The sequence below is a fragment of the Solibacillus sp. FSL R7-0682 genome (assembly GCF_038005985.1).
Lineage (GTDB): Bacteria > Bacillota > Bacilli > Bacillales_A > Planococcaceae > Solibacillus.
Genome location: NZ_JBBOUI010000001.1, coordinates 3538655 through 3552843, shown reverse-complemented (window position 1 = coordinate 3552843; position 14189 = coordinate 3538655). Strand labels below are relative to the sequence as shown.

Below are 14189 nucleotides of genomic sequence, written 5' to 3'. Positions count from 1 at the left end.
AGTTCTGAAGAAATCGGCCATATGTTTCAGTCAGCGTATGAAGAGCTATCAGTACCTTTAAATATTAAGAATCACTTTGAAAGCATCCAGCCATTACTGCCAATTAAATATTCTGCGTTTCAGCAAAATGGAGACGGTAACCAAGGCTATTTATACCCTTGTAATGAAATGCTCGCATTAAAATTATTAGAACTTATTGGTGATGACAATATTTACGAAGAAAATGAAGAGCAGCTAGAGTTCGCAATTGGAATGATTGCTCAAAAGGAGCGTAACACGTTAGCACCTGTTCTCATCGAAACAGAAGCCGAAGCAAAAGTGAAAATTCGTAAAGGACAACAAAAGTTTAAAAAACAACTTGCTCCATTATGGAACAATCAATGTGCATTATGTGGTATTGAATTACCAGCTTTGCTAAGAGCTAGCCATGCTAAGCCATGGAAGGATGCAACAGATGAAGAACGATTAGATCCATATAACGGAATCTTGCTATGTAGCAATCATGATGTATTATACGACCAAGGTTATATTACATTTGATGGAACAGGAAAAATTCATATTTCATCTGAAATTGAATCAATAGATTATGTGAAATTTAGTATTCATGATAAGATGCGCGTTAGTCGTGTAGAAGAAAATAAAAAGTATTTTAAATGGCATAAGCGAAATATTTTTAAAGATAATAAAAATAAACGAGAGCAGGACTAATTAGAGAGAGCCACAGTGAAAGTGAGTTTACTTTTTAATGTGGCTCATTTGATTATTCTTCTACTAAATAATGATAGATATCGGATTGAATTGGTTGTTCTAATACCATTTCCATCGTGACAACAGGATAGTATTTACCTTTATCTAAAAGCTTATCTGGTTTGGCACTAGTGGGATTTACTGCACTTGATCCAAGATAATAAAAATCTTTTCCTTCTCCATTATCTTTTTTTACAAATAATAAAACATTAGTACCTTCTTCTACAGAGTTAATGAGAATTTGCATCTCTTTTGAATGCATATACCGGTTTTTTGTAGAACACCATTTGAATGTATCTGAAGATAAAAATTCATCCATATATTTTGTTTCTGAGGTACCGTCAACATCTTTATGATAGTTTACAAATATCGGAAAGTCCCCGTTTTTTGGTCTTCCACCATTCAACGTACCTTCCTCATTCTTGTCCCAATTTAGGATACGGCACACTTCTCGTCGAGAATACTTTTCATATAGCTTGAAAGGATCCGCATTATTGTACTTTTTATTTTTTATAAAGGCACATTCTAAGAGATCTACGAAATATTGTTTAAAATTTTCATCTCGTAGTGATATTTGAAGTTCATCATTGAAAGTATAGCTATTATTAGATTTTATAATTAGAGGCTTTCCACCAAACTTTTTGCGGTCGACCTCTACGAAAAAGTTTAAAGAAAAAACATTTTCAATTCCACGAAGCGTCTCGTCATCGACATAAGCGTTTAGTTCTCGTAATTGATTTACGAAATCTTGTTCAAAAATGGAATCATTTTTTAAAATTAACTCCAATAGTAATAGCTCATGAATTCGTTTTCCTGATAAAAAATCTTTTCCGATGAGAGAAAGTATTGCTTTTTCATAGTCAGTTAATGGGGCAATGTCTTCTCCAACTTTTATTAAAAAGTGATAATAAGTAGGAGTATCTTTATAGCTGATTATTACTTCTGGATCAAGAGAATGTTGCTGAATAAAATCTTTTAAAAAGGGGATTCTCCCGATTCGATTCTTTACTTCAAAATAGCTTTCTTTTAATGTTTTAAAAGTAGATAACTTTGTATTTTTAATTGCCTCAAAAATTTGCTTTTTGGCAACCTCTTCAAAGTTAATTGTTGAAACGCCTTGAATATAATTGGTGTTTACCGTATTACGTCGAACATTATCTTTATTCATTGTTTTATCACCAGAAAGAGCGATTGGGATCAAATAGTTATTTTTGTAGTTTCCGATGAAATCAATGATTGTAACATATTCTTTATCATCATGTTTCCGTAAACCACGGCCAAGCTGCTGAATAAATATAATGCTTGATTGGGTTTGACGTAACATGACAATTTGATTTAAAAATGGAATATCTATACCCTCGTTAAAAATATCAACAGTTAAAATATAATCCAATTCTCCGGTACGGAGCTTTTCAATAGCTGATTCACGTAGATCCTGTGGATCTTCACCAGTTAAAGCGCATGTTTTAAAACCTCGAGTATTTAAAATGTTGGATAGTTCCCGTGCCTCAGTCTTAGAGCTACAGAACATTAACCCTTTAACTAGTTTTCCAGAAAAGCCATAGTATGAAATTTTATCAATGATATGATCTATCCGTTCTTTAACAATTAGTTTCTGTAAGTCTGAAGTTTCATTGATGAGCTCTCCATCTAACACATAATCGGTTACACCGAAATAATGAAAGGGACAAAGCATATCTTCTGCTAGTGCTTCCTGCAAACGAATTTCATAGGCAATATTATAATCAAATAGCTCGTAAATATTGAAATTATCAGTACGTTCAGGTGTGGCTGTCATACCTAATAAAAAATGCGGTTCAAAATAATTAATGATCTTTAAATAGGACTCGGCACCTGCTCTATGAACCTCATCAATTAGTACATAATCAAAATGGTCCTTATTAAAGTACGTTAAGTATTTATCACTCGAGATCGTTTGTATAGTAGCAAATAAATAGCGTGCTTCCATATTCTTTGAAGTGCCAGATAAAATTCCATAATCTTTTTCGTTACCTAATAAAATTTTTCGATAATCAGCCATCGCTTTTTTTAAGATTTGCTCACGATGTACAATGAATAACATACGTTTTGGTGCGGCATTTCGTACATCAAAGGCAGATAAATAAGTCTTTCCTGTTCCTGTTGCCGAAACAATTAGCCCTTTTTTGGCACCAGATTGTCGTAATAATGCAATCTGTTCCAACGCAGTCGATTGCATTTTATTAGGCTGAATCAGTAAGCTCTCCTTTAGGGGATTTGTCATATATAAAGGAGGAGCAGCAACTTTTGATGGTTGCTGTATACTTGCTTCATATTGGATTTTATATTGCCTAATCCAGTCCGGATTTAATAAGGTCGCAGTATCCCAAGCTTGATCGAATTGGTTTTTAAAGTGTTGTATCACTTCACCGTTTTCAAGGGAATTTAAATAAACATTCCATTCGAAATTTGCTTTTAATGCACTATCCGTTAAATTTGAGCTTCCCACAATTAATGAATAATAATCTTCGTGTTCAAAAATATAACCCTTTGAATGGAACCCTTTAATATCAGTAATTCGAACTTCTACATTCGTTATTTTAAGTAGTTCTTTAAACATTTTCGGCTGATTAAAATTCAAGAAAGTCGAAGTCAAAATTCGTCCGCTTATTCCTTTTTTCTGAAGATCATAAAGCATTGTTTTTAAGGTAGCGAGGCCACCCTCAGTTATAAAAGCGACAGAGAAGGTGAATGTTTTACATGTTTTTAGCTCTTGAAGTAATGTTGTTAAGACATTCTCGTGAGCTTTATTTGATAATAATTTGGGCTTGAAATGAGAGGAAACGGCTTTATGTTGATCGATAAATCCCTTATGTAAGGAGTTTTCTAGTTTCTGAATTAACTGCTCCATTAATTTCCCACCTTAAATAAATTGTTACATTATTTTTTTTACTGCTGGAATATCTGCAGGTGCAAAATTTAACGTATGTAATAATTCACGTTTTACCCATTTTGCTTCGGCATGTTCTAAAGCAATAGGTGCCCCGCTTTTAATAATAGACATGTAAGTTTCTAGACGAACAATAAAATTCCCGTAATCATAAGTCGTATCTTCTACTTTTTCACCAACTAATATTTCACAAGCAAATTCCTCTAATATTTCTCTATATAATGCCTGCTGTGGAGTTTCACCATGCTCGATCTTCCCACCTGGAAATTCCCAATAGTTAGGCAAAGACATTTGCGGACTACGAAGTGCACAATAAATGTCGCCTACCTCGTTTTCAATGATTGCGCCAACTACGTGTACTTGCTTCTTCAATTTTCATCATTCCAATCTAAAATATTGTATTAATTATAGCTGTAAATGGGAGTAATGATAAAAACTAATAAATTACATTTCAGAAATTTGGTAAGAAATACTTAAAATAATTATACTAAAAATTTCTTATATGGTTTCACCTAATTTCTATGAAACTATATATTGAAGGATAATTGCAGCTGCTATTTGCACAAACACAACATAGCAATTTTAAATTTCATCCAAACAGTCGTGTAAGTAATTGTTTCAGCATATAAATTATTAGAGAGAGCTATGGGCAGTAATTTGGATTTTAAAACTATTATTAAGATAAAAACTTTAATAAGTTTGAAAAGAGGAAGTAAAATGACTGATTTATTCTTAATACTTACCGGCTTGTTTATCCTTATGGCCAATATTATTGGGTTCATAATCTATAAGAAAAACAAAAATTTATATTATGCGGCTCTTTCAATATTTTTACTAGCAATAGTATTTTGTGCAATTGGTGGCGCATTAGCCGTATTTATTGTTCGGGATCCTTTTGCCATGTTTTATGGCACGCAACTAGGGAAGTATTTAATAGTAAATAGTGCAATTGTTTTGATTATAGCGATGTTGACGACTATAGTGATACGATTCCGTACTAACAATTGATTGTTTTATTTTTTTACAAGTTTAATTATTCGCGCTGGTAGCAATAAAACCAACCAAATAGATTTGTATAATAAGGTAAAATAATTTATAATTTCTGTTAATTCAGAAATTAAGGGGTGGAGATATGGAGAATTCAACAATTGATTTATCGTTATGGCATCAATTAGAAGAACTGAAGTCACCAAAGTATAAGTGGGTGGATTTAACGCATAGCTTTGGGGAGGACACGCCACGCTGGCCAGGATTTGAGTCGTTAAAAAATACGGTCCTTTTCGATTTTGATCAAGCGCCAATGAAGGTCAATCATTATGAGTTTCCAGGTCAATATGGCACGCATGTTGATGCACCAGGGCATTTTGTGCCGCACGGACGTCTAGTAGAGGATATTGCGGTAAAAGAGTTTGCCTATCCATTAGTGGTGATTGATGTGCATGAAAAAGTAGTAGAAAATCATGATTATGCCCTAAAAGTGGAGGACATAGAATTATTCGAAGCAACATATGGGCAAATTCCAGAGGGTGCTTTTGTTGCGATGCGTAGTGATTGGTCAAAACGTTGGCCAAATCAAGAGGCAATGCTGAATAAAGATGAAAATGGTATTTCCCGTTATCCAGGATGGTCTATTGATGCACTTGTATTTTTATTTGAAGTACGTAATGTGGGGGCTGTTGGCCACGAGCCATTTGATACGGACCCACCAATATTGCAGCAGGAAATTGGCTTCGCAGGGGAAGACTATGTGTTACAACAAGATAAGTTCCAAATAGAAGTCATGGCAAACCTTGACCAAGTACCACCAGTAGGTGCAATTCTTTTTGCAACTTTCCCAAAAGCAAAAAATGCATCAGGTTTTCCAGCGCGCTGCTTTGCAATTGTTCCGGTAGGGGGGAGATAGGCAAATGACACGTTACACGGAACAGCTGTCGCATTTACAAACGCCACGGGAAGAAGATATTCCAGCAGAGATTCAGGAAGAATTTGATCAATATACCGATGCTCAGCAACAGGCAAATGGTTTCATTAATAATTTATTCAAAGTTTTACCACTGAACGCCAAACAATTTAAAGGCTTTTTAGATTTCAAGCATTCGCTGTTCAATGAGGAAACAAATTATTTAAGCTTGGCGGATAAAGAGATGATAGGACTTGTCGTTTCGTCGACGAATAACTGTAGCTATTGCTTAACGACCCATAGTGATGTACTACGTGGCATTTCAAAAGATCCAAGCTGGGTGGATCAGCTGACGTACAATTATCGCTCGGCTAAACTGACAGAAAAACAACGTGCCTTATGTGATTACGCTTACCGTGCAACACGCTATCCAAACGAATTGACGACAAAGGAAGTTGATTTATTACGTGAGGCAGGCTTTAACGATCATGAAGTGCTAGAGGCTGCTTTTATAGTCGGATTCTTCAACTATACAAATCGCTGGGTAAGTACAATCGGTGCTATAGCTAATAAAGGGCATTACGATCATAATCGATAATAGAAAGGAAGGGGCGTACTTACTTGAAGTTCGCTCTTTTTGTATGGAAAAATGAAAAATATCTTATAGCCTAATAAAGCTTGAGCCAATACTTATGATGAAAAATGAAATCAATAAAGTAAAATTACCACCCACGTGCAATTAATAAGTGCTTGAAGCTTAAAACTCTTCGCATTCCTAAATAAATTTCGCTACAATAAATTTAAACATAAAAAATCGAGGGGATTGGGATTCACATGTTACTCGTATTTATTATTGCACTTATTGGGGCACTTATTTTTTCCGCGCTATCCTTACCAATACCGTGGCTCATTGGTCCGATTTTTTCCGTGCTTATTGCGCAATTTTTCATTAAAGACCGTGCGCACCTACGCTGGCCAGCGATTTTACGCAACATTGGGCTTGTAATCGTCGGTGTCGCCATCGGACAGCAGTTTGATTTAGGGCTGTTTCAAAATTTTCAATCGCTCTTATTGTTCATGGTCATTGTCAATCTCGTGCTTTTTGGTTTTTGCTTAGGTATCGCATGGGGTGTATCACGCATGACAGGTCTGACTTTCAAAACATCAGTCGCTGCAAATGTACCAGGAGGGTTATCCCAGCTCGTATTATTTGCTGAGGAAGAGGGGGATGTCAATTTAACGGCAGTTACATATTTTCATATTGTGCGTGTGCTTGGAGTTGTGTTACTCATTCCATTTCTCGTATCAGGGCATGTCGTAAGTGGGAGTTCAATCCCTATTACAGCTGAATCGTGGCAAGTGGTCGCACTAATTTTACTCGCTGCAGCACTTGTACCGATTGGAAGGAAAATAAAGCTTCCTGTCGCACACTTTTTAACACCAATCATTGTCGTCATTTTGTTAAAGCTCTTTTCTATTGAAACACCGGAAATGCCAAGTGACGTGCTCCATGTTGCGCAAATATTAATTGGTGCCTACATTGGACTTTTATTGAAGCCTGAAACACTACGCTTACCACTTAAAGTGTTAGGCGCTGGTCTACTTAGTACGATTACGATGATTGCGCTTACTTATGGCACGAGTCTATTAATCGCTCATTATCTTGACTTAAGCTTTGCGACGAGCTTTTTAAGTACTGCACCAGGTGGTCTAGATCAGATGGGCTTATTAGCGGCAGCTGTGAAGGCAGATATTTCGGTCGTAACCGTTTTTCAGTTATTTCGTTTGCTCTTTATTTTCCTTTGTATACTTCCACTTATTAAGTGGTATTACCAAAAGAAAATAGTTTAATTGTGTCAAAATTTTGACCTGTAGAACAATGTAGAAATATCCACATTTTCATTCGAGTATTGAACGGGGAACGACATGAAAATATTAGAAAAAAAGCTTGTATACTAACCCAATCGCAGTAGTTTAGGTTATACTAGAGAAAGTGACTAATTGAGGAAGTAGGATAGAGGGAACATGCAAACGCAATCAAATAGACAGTTGTGGGCGCAGGCTGTGAAAACCGGCATTATTAAGTCAAACTTAATTCCAATGATCGCAGCACTTATGCTCGCACTTTACACATATGAACTAAATTTTGTTGAATATATTCCAGCCATCATTTATTCGATTCTTGGTTCTGCGGCTGTCATAGCTGCAGCGGGTGCTTACAATAACGTTTACGACCGCGATATCGATCAAATTATGCCACGTACGAAATCTCGTCCGACAGTAACTGGGGAATTGTCGGCGAAGCAAGTGTTGGTAGTAGCTACGTTATTATTAGTTCTGGGCTGTATACTGTTATACTTAGCATCACCACTTGCTGCTTTACTTGGCTTTTTAGGCGTATTTTTCTATGTTGTTCCTTACACAATGTGGACGAAGCGCCGCACCATTTGGAACACAGAGGTTGGGAGTATTTCTGGCGCGATGCCACCGTTAATTGGCTGGGCAGCTGTTGCACCAGATATTTGGCATCCAGCCGCATGGGCACTGTTTTTAATCATGGTTATTTGGCAAATGCCGCATTTTTATGCGATTGCCATTCGTAAAAAAGAGGATTATGCTGCAGCAAATATCCCGATGCTTCCAGTAGCAAAAGGGGAAAAGCGTACGTACATCCAATCGAATATTTATTTAGTATTATTAATTTTATCGAGCTTCTTATTTTTACCGTTAAGCTTAGGATTAACAATTGTGTCGCTGATTTTAGGCATTATTTGGCTATGCATGAGTATTATGGCTTCGAAGCAAAAGGAAGAGAAAAAATGGGCTAACAAAATGTTTGCTTACTCACTTTTCCATATGATGGCAATATTTGGGACGGTCATCATTTATGCATCAGTCGGTATGATTTTAAATGCGCTTTAAAGAATAGCTGTACAGCATGAATAGTTGTTCATTTTCTGTACAGCTTTTTGTATGCAGTAATTTAGTACTTCTAAAAGATATTCTAATAAAATAGAAATATTCTGTCTTTTCGAGAAAAAGTTGTGAAATTGTGAACGAAAGTTGTGAGCATCCTATGACAATTGGGGATGTTCTATTTTTTTGTATAGGGCACGGTGCTAATATAAAGTTATCAAGCGTAGCATCTTGCTCGCATGAATAATTTCACACTTTTTTGATATGTAGATGTTACTCAAAACATTTCGTATGTGACTCGACAACATATAAAACCCCCTATTTTTATATGGTCCAATACGAAGAACGTAAAAAACTCCGATGCATTAGTGGGCATCGGAGTTTTTTGTTATTTGGAAATTATACTAATTTAATTTGTGCTACTTCAAACATGTAATCACCAAGTACGCGAAGGCCTTGGTCGAAGTTTTCTAGGTGGAAGTGCTCGTTTGGTGCATGGAAGTTTTCACTTGAAAGACCGAAGCCCATTAGCACGACCGGTAAGCCTAAAATTTCGTCAAAGGCTGCTACTATTGGAATCGAGCCACCACCACGCGTATATGCAGTTGGCACTTTATACACCTTTTCATACGAGCGACCTGCCGCTTGAATAACCGGATGATCGAATGGAGTTAAATAAGGCTTCCCTTTGTCGAACTCGGAAATGGACACTTCAACGCCAATAGGCTTATGCTTTTCAATATGTGCTTTTAATAAGGCTACGATCTCTTCAGGATCTTGATCTGGTACGAGACGGCATGTAATTTTTGCACCTGCTTCGGCAGGTAGTACTGTTTTAATGCCTTCACCAGAGAAGCCACCAAATACGCCATTGATTTCTAATGTAGGGCGTGCCCATGTTTGCTCTAAGTAAGAGTAACCAGCTTCACCAAATAGCTCTTTCACGCCAACCTCTTCCTTCAATGCTTCTTCATCAAAGTTTAAGTCACGATATGCTTGACGCTCTTCTTCCGATAATGGACGAACATTATCATAGAAGCCCTCTACTTGAATTGTCCCGTGTTCATCACGGAATGACGCTAAAATGTTTGTTAATGCATGAATCGCATTTTGAACTCCACCGCCATATAAACCAGAGTGAAGGTCACCCTTTGCACCACGCACATCAATTTGTACGCCTGTTAAACCGCGTAAGCCGTAGCATACTGCTGGTTTCCCTTTTGCATATAGACCTGTATCTGAAATAACGATTAAGTCCGCTGCTAATTTTTCTTTGTTGTCCTCTGTATATTGAGGAAGAGAAGGGCTACCGATTTCCTCTTCACCTTCATAAATGAATTTTACATTTACAGGTAAAGTACCCTCTGTTGCAAATAACGCCTCAATCATTTTTAAGTGCATGAACACTTGTCCTTTATCGTCTGACGAACCACGTGCAAATAATTTATTGTCACGGATCGCAGGCTCAAAAGGAGGTGTTTCCCATAAGTTTAGAGGATCTACAGGTTGTACATCGTAGTGCCCGTAGAAAAGAATTGTCGGTTTACCCTCAGCATGTAGCCATTCACCATACACAACTGGATGACCAGCCGTAGTTTCTACCGCAACATTTTCAATGTTTAATGATCTTAAATGATCTGCTAACCAGTTCGCAGCTGTTTGCATATCCGCCTTATGCTCAGATAAAGCAGAAATACTTGGAATACGTAAAAATTCGTTTAACTCTGCTAAATGACGCTCACGATGTTCCGTAAAATAAGCATCTATTTTTTCTAAATGACTCATAAAAAAGAGCCTCCTTTTATCCCGTATAATCCGATGGTGAAGTGTAACATCCAATAAATAAAAATTCATTGAGGATGGTTCACTTTATTTCGGTATTGGAAATAGTATAGCATATTCTTACTTGTCTTTTTCATTTCAACACTAACAATTCCTTGCAATTTCAAATGATGTGGGAAGTATACTTTTAACCTCATTCGTTAATAGATTTATTTACAATTTCTAATAAGAGATCTTTGTTTTCTGAAGGTACATTTTCTGCTAGTCTTGCTCCAGCAATAATAGGTGCCCACTGAAGCACTTCCTCTCGTGAAAGCTTAGCAATTTGGCAATAGATGTTTAAATACAACTCAGCAAAATCAAGGGATAACTGGGAAATCAACAAATAGGATCGATAGACATCTGCACGAATATCGCCTGCACTCGCATCAACCCAATCAATAATTGTCACTTTATCTTTATTCATTAATAAGTTGAAAGGATGAAAATCACCGTGACATAGCCGTGGCTCAAATGTGATTGTATTTAATCTTTTTAATAATACATGCTTTTGCTGTTCACTTAAAATTTCAACCAAGTTAATTTGGCGCTTTAATTTTTGGGTCATTAGCTCAAGGGAACCCGACTCAACAATAGTATTATGCATATTTATTTGGGCATTAACACAAATAGTAAAATAATGCTCTACTAATTGTGGATCATTTAATAGTAGTTCACCTATTGGCTGCCCCTCTATATACTCCATGACGATTGCCTGTCTACCATTAACCTCTGTAATGTCATGTATTTTCGGAACATCTAGCCCGTTGGAATAAGCAAAATGTTGTTTCTTTGCTTCGTATAAAGATTCTGTACGGGGTAAATATTCCTTAAATAGTTTTACAATTTTAGCATCAACTATGTATATCTCTGCTGTATTACCCTTTGAAAATGGATTACTTAAGTTCAAGTTGTTCCTCCATAAAATTTAATCAGTTTAATCTTTTATAAATTCGTTGAAAGTATAATATTACCCTTTTTTAACAGAAATAATGCTGAAAAAAATAGTAGACCGTGCATTAAAAAGACCATTATACATTGGAAGTCCATTTATTTTTCACCTTTCTCGCGATGAGCATGAGTACGAGAAAATATAGGGTAACAAGAATGAGTGTATTTAAGTTGCCGGATGTAAATCCAGTCCCTGCAAATGAAAAGGCTAAAATGGTTGGGAATTTTCCAAGTAATGTAGCTAATAAGAACGAGCTTAGCTTTACCCCTGAAACCCCTGAAATGAGGCTAACCCCGGCGGAAGGGAGGACCGGAACAAGTCGCCCGATTAAAACAGCCAAAAAGCCATTAGATTGAATTAAATCCAAAAATGCATGAAAACCTTTATAACGCGTTACCATTTTTTGCGCCATCCTCTTTAATAAATTTTTACTTAGCAAATATAAAAGGAACGAGCCTACTAACGTACCGCCCATATTAATAATAAATCCAACGATAAGGCCTTGTGTTGACGCAATAAAAAGGGCGATTACTGGAATCGGCGCAAGTGGGATCATCGATACAATCACCATTACTAAAAGCTGAATCATTCCAACCAAAATTGACTCTTCATTCATCCATTGAAGAAAAAATTGCTCCATTATATACCTCAAAATTTCTATTTGATTCTTCGAGCATAACGGATTGCATCCACATACGTAAAATATTTGCTACATAAGCTTCAAACAGGAAGCTCAAGTAATCTAACAAACTATTGAAATTTTTCAATTTTAAATGATTTCTACTAAAAAATACGCTACGATTATGTTATAAAAAGCGAAAGCAAAGGAGCGGAAGCAATGCTCTTTATTTTTTTAAGTTATTTACTGGGTACGCTGTTGGCTGCCGCAATGGTTTCAAAAATAAAGGGAGTAAATTTGCAAAACACAAATAGCGGCAATCTCGGTGCACGCAATGCAGGGCGTACTCTTGGTAAATGGGCGTTTGTGCTTGTTGCCGTTTTAGATGGCTTAAAGGGTTTACTCATAGTCATTTTAGGCCGAATGTTTGAGTTACCTGAGCAGACGATAGCGCTTGCGGTCGTTGCCGTAATTTTAGGGCATGTCTATCCGTTTTGGAACAAAGGAATCGGTGGTAAAGGAGTAGCGACAATGGTAGGAGCAATGGTTGCCTCTTCACCGCTTTACTTCCTATTATTTTTAGCTATTTTTTTACTAAGCATGCTTCTAACGAAAAGTGCGACATTAAGCATGGTTGTTGGATTTATTCTTTATGGAATCATCATTAGCGTGAAGCTTGAAGCAGGGCTTATTGTAAACATTGCGCTTGCTATCGTTTTATGGAAACAACGAAAAAGTATAGTAGAAAGAGTGAAGCCAAATGTACTGGAGTAAAATCGCTACGACAGAAAAAGAGTTTGATCAAATTGCCCAGCTAAATTATGAAACATTCGTTGAGGAAATTCCACAGCATGGAGAAAATACGACTAGACGATTAATTGATAAATTTCACGCAGAAAATGTATATCTCGTTGTTTATAAAAATACAGAACTTGTTGGGATGGTTGCATTTCGTGACCACCGCCCATTTTCCATTGATCAAAAAATAGGGGAGGTGGAGCAGCATCTTGATGCAAGGCTATGTGAATCTTTATGTGAGCTTCGTCTCCTCGCAGTGAAAAAGGAGCATCGTAACGGTCGAGTTTTTTCTAAATTGGCGACCGCAATTTACCGCCATTTTTATGACAAGGGGTATACTGCCTGCGTTATTTCAGGTACTGTACGAGAAGAAAAAATGTATACCCAAATGGGCTTTAAACAATTTGCACCACCAGTTGGCACGAAAGAGGCACTTTATTTACCAATGGTGCTAACGCGTGAGGCAAGTCACGTATTTCGTGAAAGATTACGTGAGCAAAATAATATTTTCTATCCAGGACCAGTGTCTATCGAAACGCCGTTCCTGCACTCGACGCTATCCCACCGCTCAGAAAAATTTCAGCAGGATCTTACATGGATGAAAGATCAGCTATGTCAGCTCGCTGGTGCGAATGGAATCACTCCACTTGTTGGTACAGGTACGCTTGCTAATGATGCAATGCTCGGTCAGCTGAAAAGTGAATTTAAGACAGAGCCGGGATTACTATTATGCAATGGCGAATTTGGTGCTCGTTTAATTAAGCAAGCACAGCAATGGGGACTTCAATTTGATACGTTAAATTTTGGCTTCGGGCATGTATTCCGAGCGGACGAAATTGAGCAAAAGTTAAAGGAAGGCAATTATCACTACATCGTATTCGTACATGGTGAAACATCAAACAGTACGTTGAATCCATTAGAGGCAATCGTTTTATTAGGAGAGAAATATAACGTAAAAGTATGCGCGGATTGCATTAGCTCATTTGGGGCGCTACCATTTTCAATGGCGGGTTTACACTATGCAACGGCTGTTAGTGGCAAAGCACTTGGCACTGTAGCTGGCCTTTCCTTTGTTTTTTGGCAGGAAGCACCAACTGAGAGTCAGGCACCGATGTATATGAATTTGTCGCATTACTATGACAAACAAATCCCTTATACATTGCCGCATACATTTGTTCAAGCGGTAAATAATGCACTCACTGCATATCCAGAGCGATTTACTTTATTACAAAAAAGAATGGAGCTTGTAAGGCATTCCGCATTAAAAGAAATGTTAGTAGGGGAGACATATCCTATGATTGCGACAATCCAGCATAAAAAAATCGCAGAAATAGTAGAAGCATGTGAATTAAACGGCTATTTATTGCACGGAGCAAGTGGCTATTTAAAAGAACGAAGCCTTGCACAAATTAGCACAATCCAGCCGAACTTTGAAAAAGACTTCCAAAAGGTGAATAGGTTGATTGGCTATTTACTGGAAGTGGTGTAAGGTGGGAATTGATGGAAA

General features: G+C 37.0%; 13 protein-coding genes. 8 read left to right on the top strand and 5 right to left on the bottom strand.

Translation table 11 applies throughout. The features are described from left to right. The first annotated feature begins 318 nt into the window (after positions 1–318). A complete protein-coding gene (locus MKZ17_RS20645; RefSeq protein WP_445326955.1) occupies positions 319–708 on the top strand; it encodes an HNH endonuclease in 390 nt (129 codons plus the stop codon). Positions 709–760: 52 nt separating this feature from the next. On the opposite strand, the gene MKZ17_RS17810 is transcribed toward MKZ17_RS20645, so the two are convergent. Both MKZ17_RS17810 and MKZ17_RS17805 read right to left on the bottom strand, forming a co-directional pair. Continuing rightward, positions 761–3637, bottom strand: a complete 2877-nt coding sequence (locus tag MKZ17_RS17810) for a DEAD/DEAH box helicase (protein WP_340725077.1) — start codon at positions 3635–3637, stop codon at positions 761–763. Between the two features lie 24 nt (positions 3638–3661). Beyond that, positions 3662–4048, bottom strand: a complete 387-nt coding sequence (locus MKZ17_RS17805; protein WP_340725075.1) for a (deoxy)nucleoside triphosphate pyrophosphohydrolase — start codon at positions 4046–4048, stop codon at positions 3662–3664. Positions 4049–4393: 345 nt separating this feature from the next. Here MKZ17_RS17805 and MKZ17_RS17800 point away from each other — a divergent pair, with 345 nt between their 5' ends. The 5 genes from MKZ17_RS17800 (at position 4394) to cyoE (ending at position 8498) form a co-directional block, all read left to right on the top strand. After that, positions 4394–4684: a 3-isopropylmalate dehydrogenase gene (locus MKZ17_RS17800; RefSeq protein ID WP_340725074.1), complete on the top strand. Its 291-nt coding sequence runs from the start codon at positions 4394–4396 to the stop codon at positions 4682–4684. 124 nt (positions 4685–4808) lie between these two features. Next, the gene (locus MKZ17_RS17795) at positions 4809–5579 is read left to right on the top strand and encodes a cyclase family protein (RefSeq protein ID WP_340725073.1); all 771 of its coding nucleotides are present in this window, start codon (positions 4809–4811) and stop codon (positions 5577–5579) included. 4 nt (positions 5580–5583) lie between these two features. Beyond that, complete coding sequence (locus tag MKZ17_RS17790) at positions 5584–6174, top strand: peroxidase-related enzyme (RefSeq protein ID WP_340725072.1); 591 nt, start codon at positions 5584–5586, stop codon at positions 6172–6174. Positions 6175–6410: 236 nt separating this feature from the next. Continuing rightward, positions 6411–7427 carry an AbrB family transcriptional regulator gene (locus MKZ17_RS17785; protein ID WP_340725071.1) on the top strand — a complete coding sequence of 339 codons (1017 nt, stop codon included), beginning with the start codon at positions 6411–6413 and terminating at the stop codon, positions 7425–7427. A 174-nt stretch (positions 7428–7601) separates the two neighbouring features. Beyond that, on the top strand, positions 7602–8498 hold the full coding sequence (gene cyoE / locus MKZ17_RS17780; RefSeq protein WP_340725070.1) for a heme o synthase: 897 nt from the start codon (positions 7602–7604) through the stop codon (positions 8496–8498). Positions 8499–8891: 393 nt separating this feature from the next. Here cyoE and MKZ17_RS17775 read toward each other — a convergent pair whose 3' ends face one another. The 3 genes from MKZ17_RS17775 to MKZ17_RS17765 all read right to left on the bottom strand — a co-directional run bounded on the left by MKZ17_RS17775 (position 8892) and on the right by MKZ17_RS17765 (position 11905). After that, entirely contained in the window at positions 8892–10277 is a 1386-nt protein-coding gene (locus tag MKZ17_RS17775; protein WP_340725069.1) for a dipeptidase, read from the bottom strand. Positions 10278–10467: 190 nt separating this feature from the next. Beyond that, the gene (locus tag MKZ17_RS17770) at positions 10468–11223 is read right to left on the bottom strand and encodes an aminoglycoside phosphotransferase family protein (protein ID WP_340725068.1); all 756 of its coding nucleotides are present in this window, start codon (positions 11221–11223) and stop codon (positions 10468–10470) included. Between the two features lie 121 nt (positions 11224–11344). Continuing rightward, a complete protein-coding gene (locus tag MKZ17_RS17765) occupies positions 11345–11905 on the bottom strand; it encodes a TVP38/TMEM64 family protein (protein ID WP_340725067.1) in 561 nt (186 codons plus the stop codon). Positions 11906–12103: 198 nt separating this feature from the next. Between MKZ17_RS17765 and MKZ17_RS17760 the strand changes: the two genes are divergently transcribed. After that, the gene (locus MKZ17_RS17760) at positions 12104–12658 is read left to right on the top strand and encodes a glycerol-3-phosphate acyltransferase (RefSeq protein WP_340725066.1); all 555 of its coding nucleotides are present in this window, start codon (positions 12104–12106) and stop codon (positions 12656–12658) included. Beyond that, complete coding sequence (locus MKZ17_RS17755; RefSeq protein WP_340725065.1) at positions 12645–14171, top strand: aminotransferase class V-fold PLP-dependent enzyme; 1527 nt, start codon at positions 12645–12647, stop codon at positions 14169–14171. The genes MKZ17_RS17760 and MKZ17_RS17755 overlap by 14 nt, the downstream gene beginning before the upstream one ends. Positions 14172–14189: the final 18 nt, after the last annotated feature.

Coding starts and splice junctions, on each gene's coding strand:
- MKZ17_RS17810 (WP_340725077.1), bottom strand. CDS start 3,637: ATGGAGCAGTTAATTCAGAAACTAGAAAACTCCTTACATAAGGGATTT.
- MKZ17_RS17800 (WP_340725074.1), top strand. CDS start 4,394: ATGACTGATTTATTCTTAATACTTACCGGCTTGTTTATCCTTATGGCC.
- MKZ17_RS17795 (WP_340725073.1), top strand. CDS start 4,809: ATGGAGAATTCAACAATTGATTTATCGTTATGGCATCAATTAGAAGAA.
- MKZ17_RS17790 (WP_340725072.1), top strand. CDS start 5,584: ATGACACGTTACACGGAACAGCTGTCGCATTTACAAACGCCACGGGAA.
- MKZ17_RS17785 (WP_340725071.1), top strand. CDS start 6,411: ATGTTACTCGTATTTATTATTGCACTTATTGGGGCACTTATTTTTTCC.
- cyoE (WP_340725070.1), top strand. CDS start 7,602: ATGCAAACGCAATCAAATAGACAGTTGTGGGCGCAGGCTGTGAAAACC.
- MKZ17_RS17775 (WP_340725069.1), bottom strand. CDS start 10,277: ATGAGTCATTTAGAAAAAATAGATGCTTATTTTACGGAACATCGTGAG.
- MKZ17_RS17765 (WP_340725067.1), bottom strand. CDS start 11,905: ATGGAGCAATTTTTTCTTCAATGGATGAATGAAGAGTCAATTTTGGTT.
- MKZ17_RS17760 (WP_340725066.1), top strand. CDS start 12,104: ATGCTCTTTATTTTTTTAAGTTATTTACTGGGTACGCTGTTGGCTGCC.
- MKZ17_RS17755 (WP_340725065.1), top strand. CDS start 12,645: ATGTACTGGAGTAAAATCGCTACGACAGAAAAAGAGTTTGATCAAATT.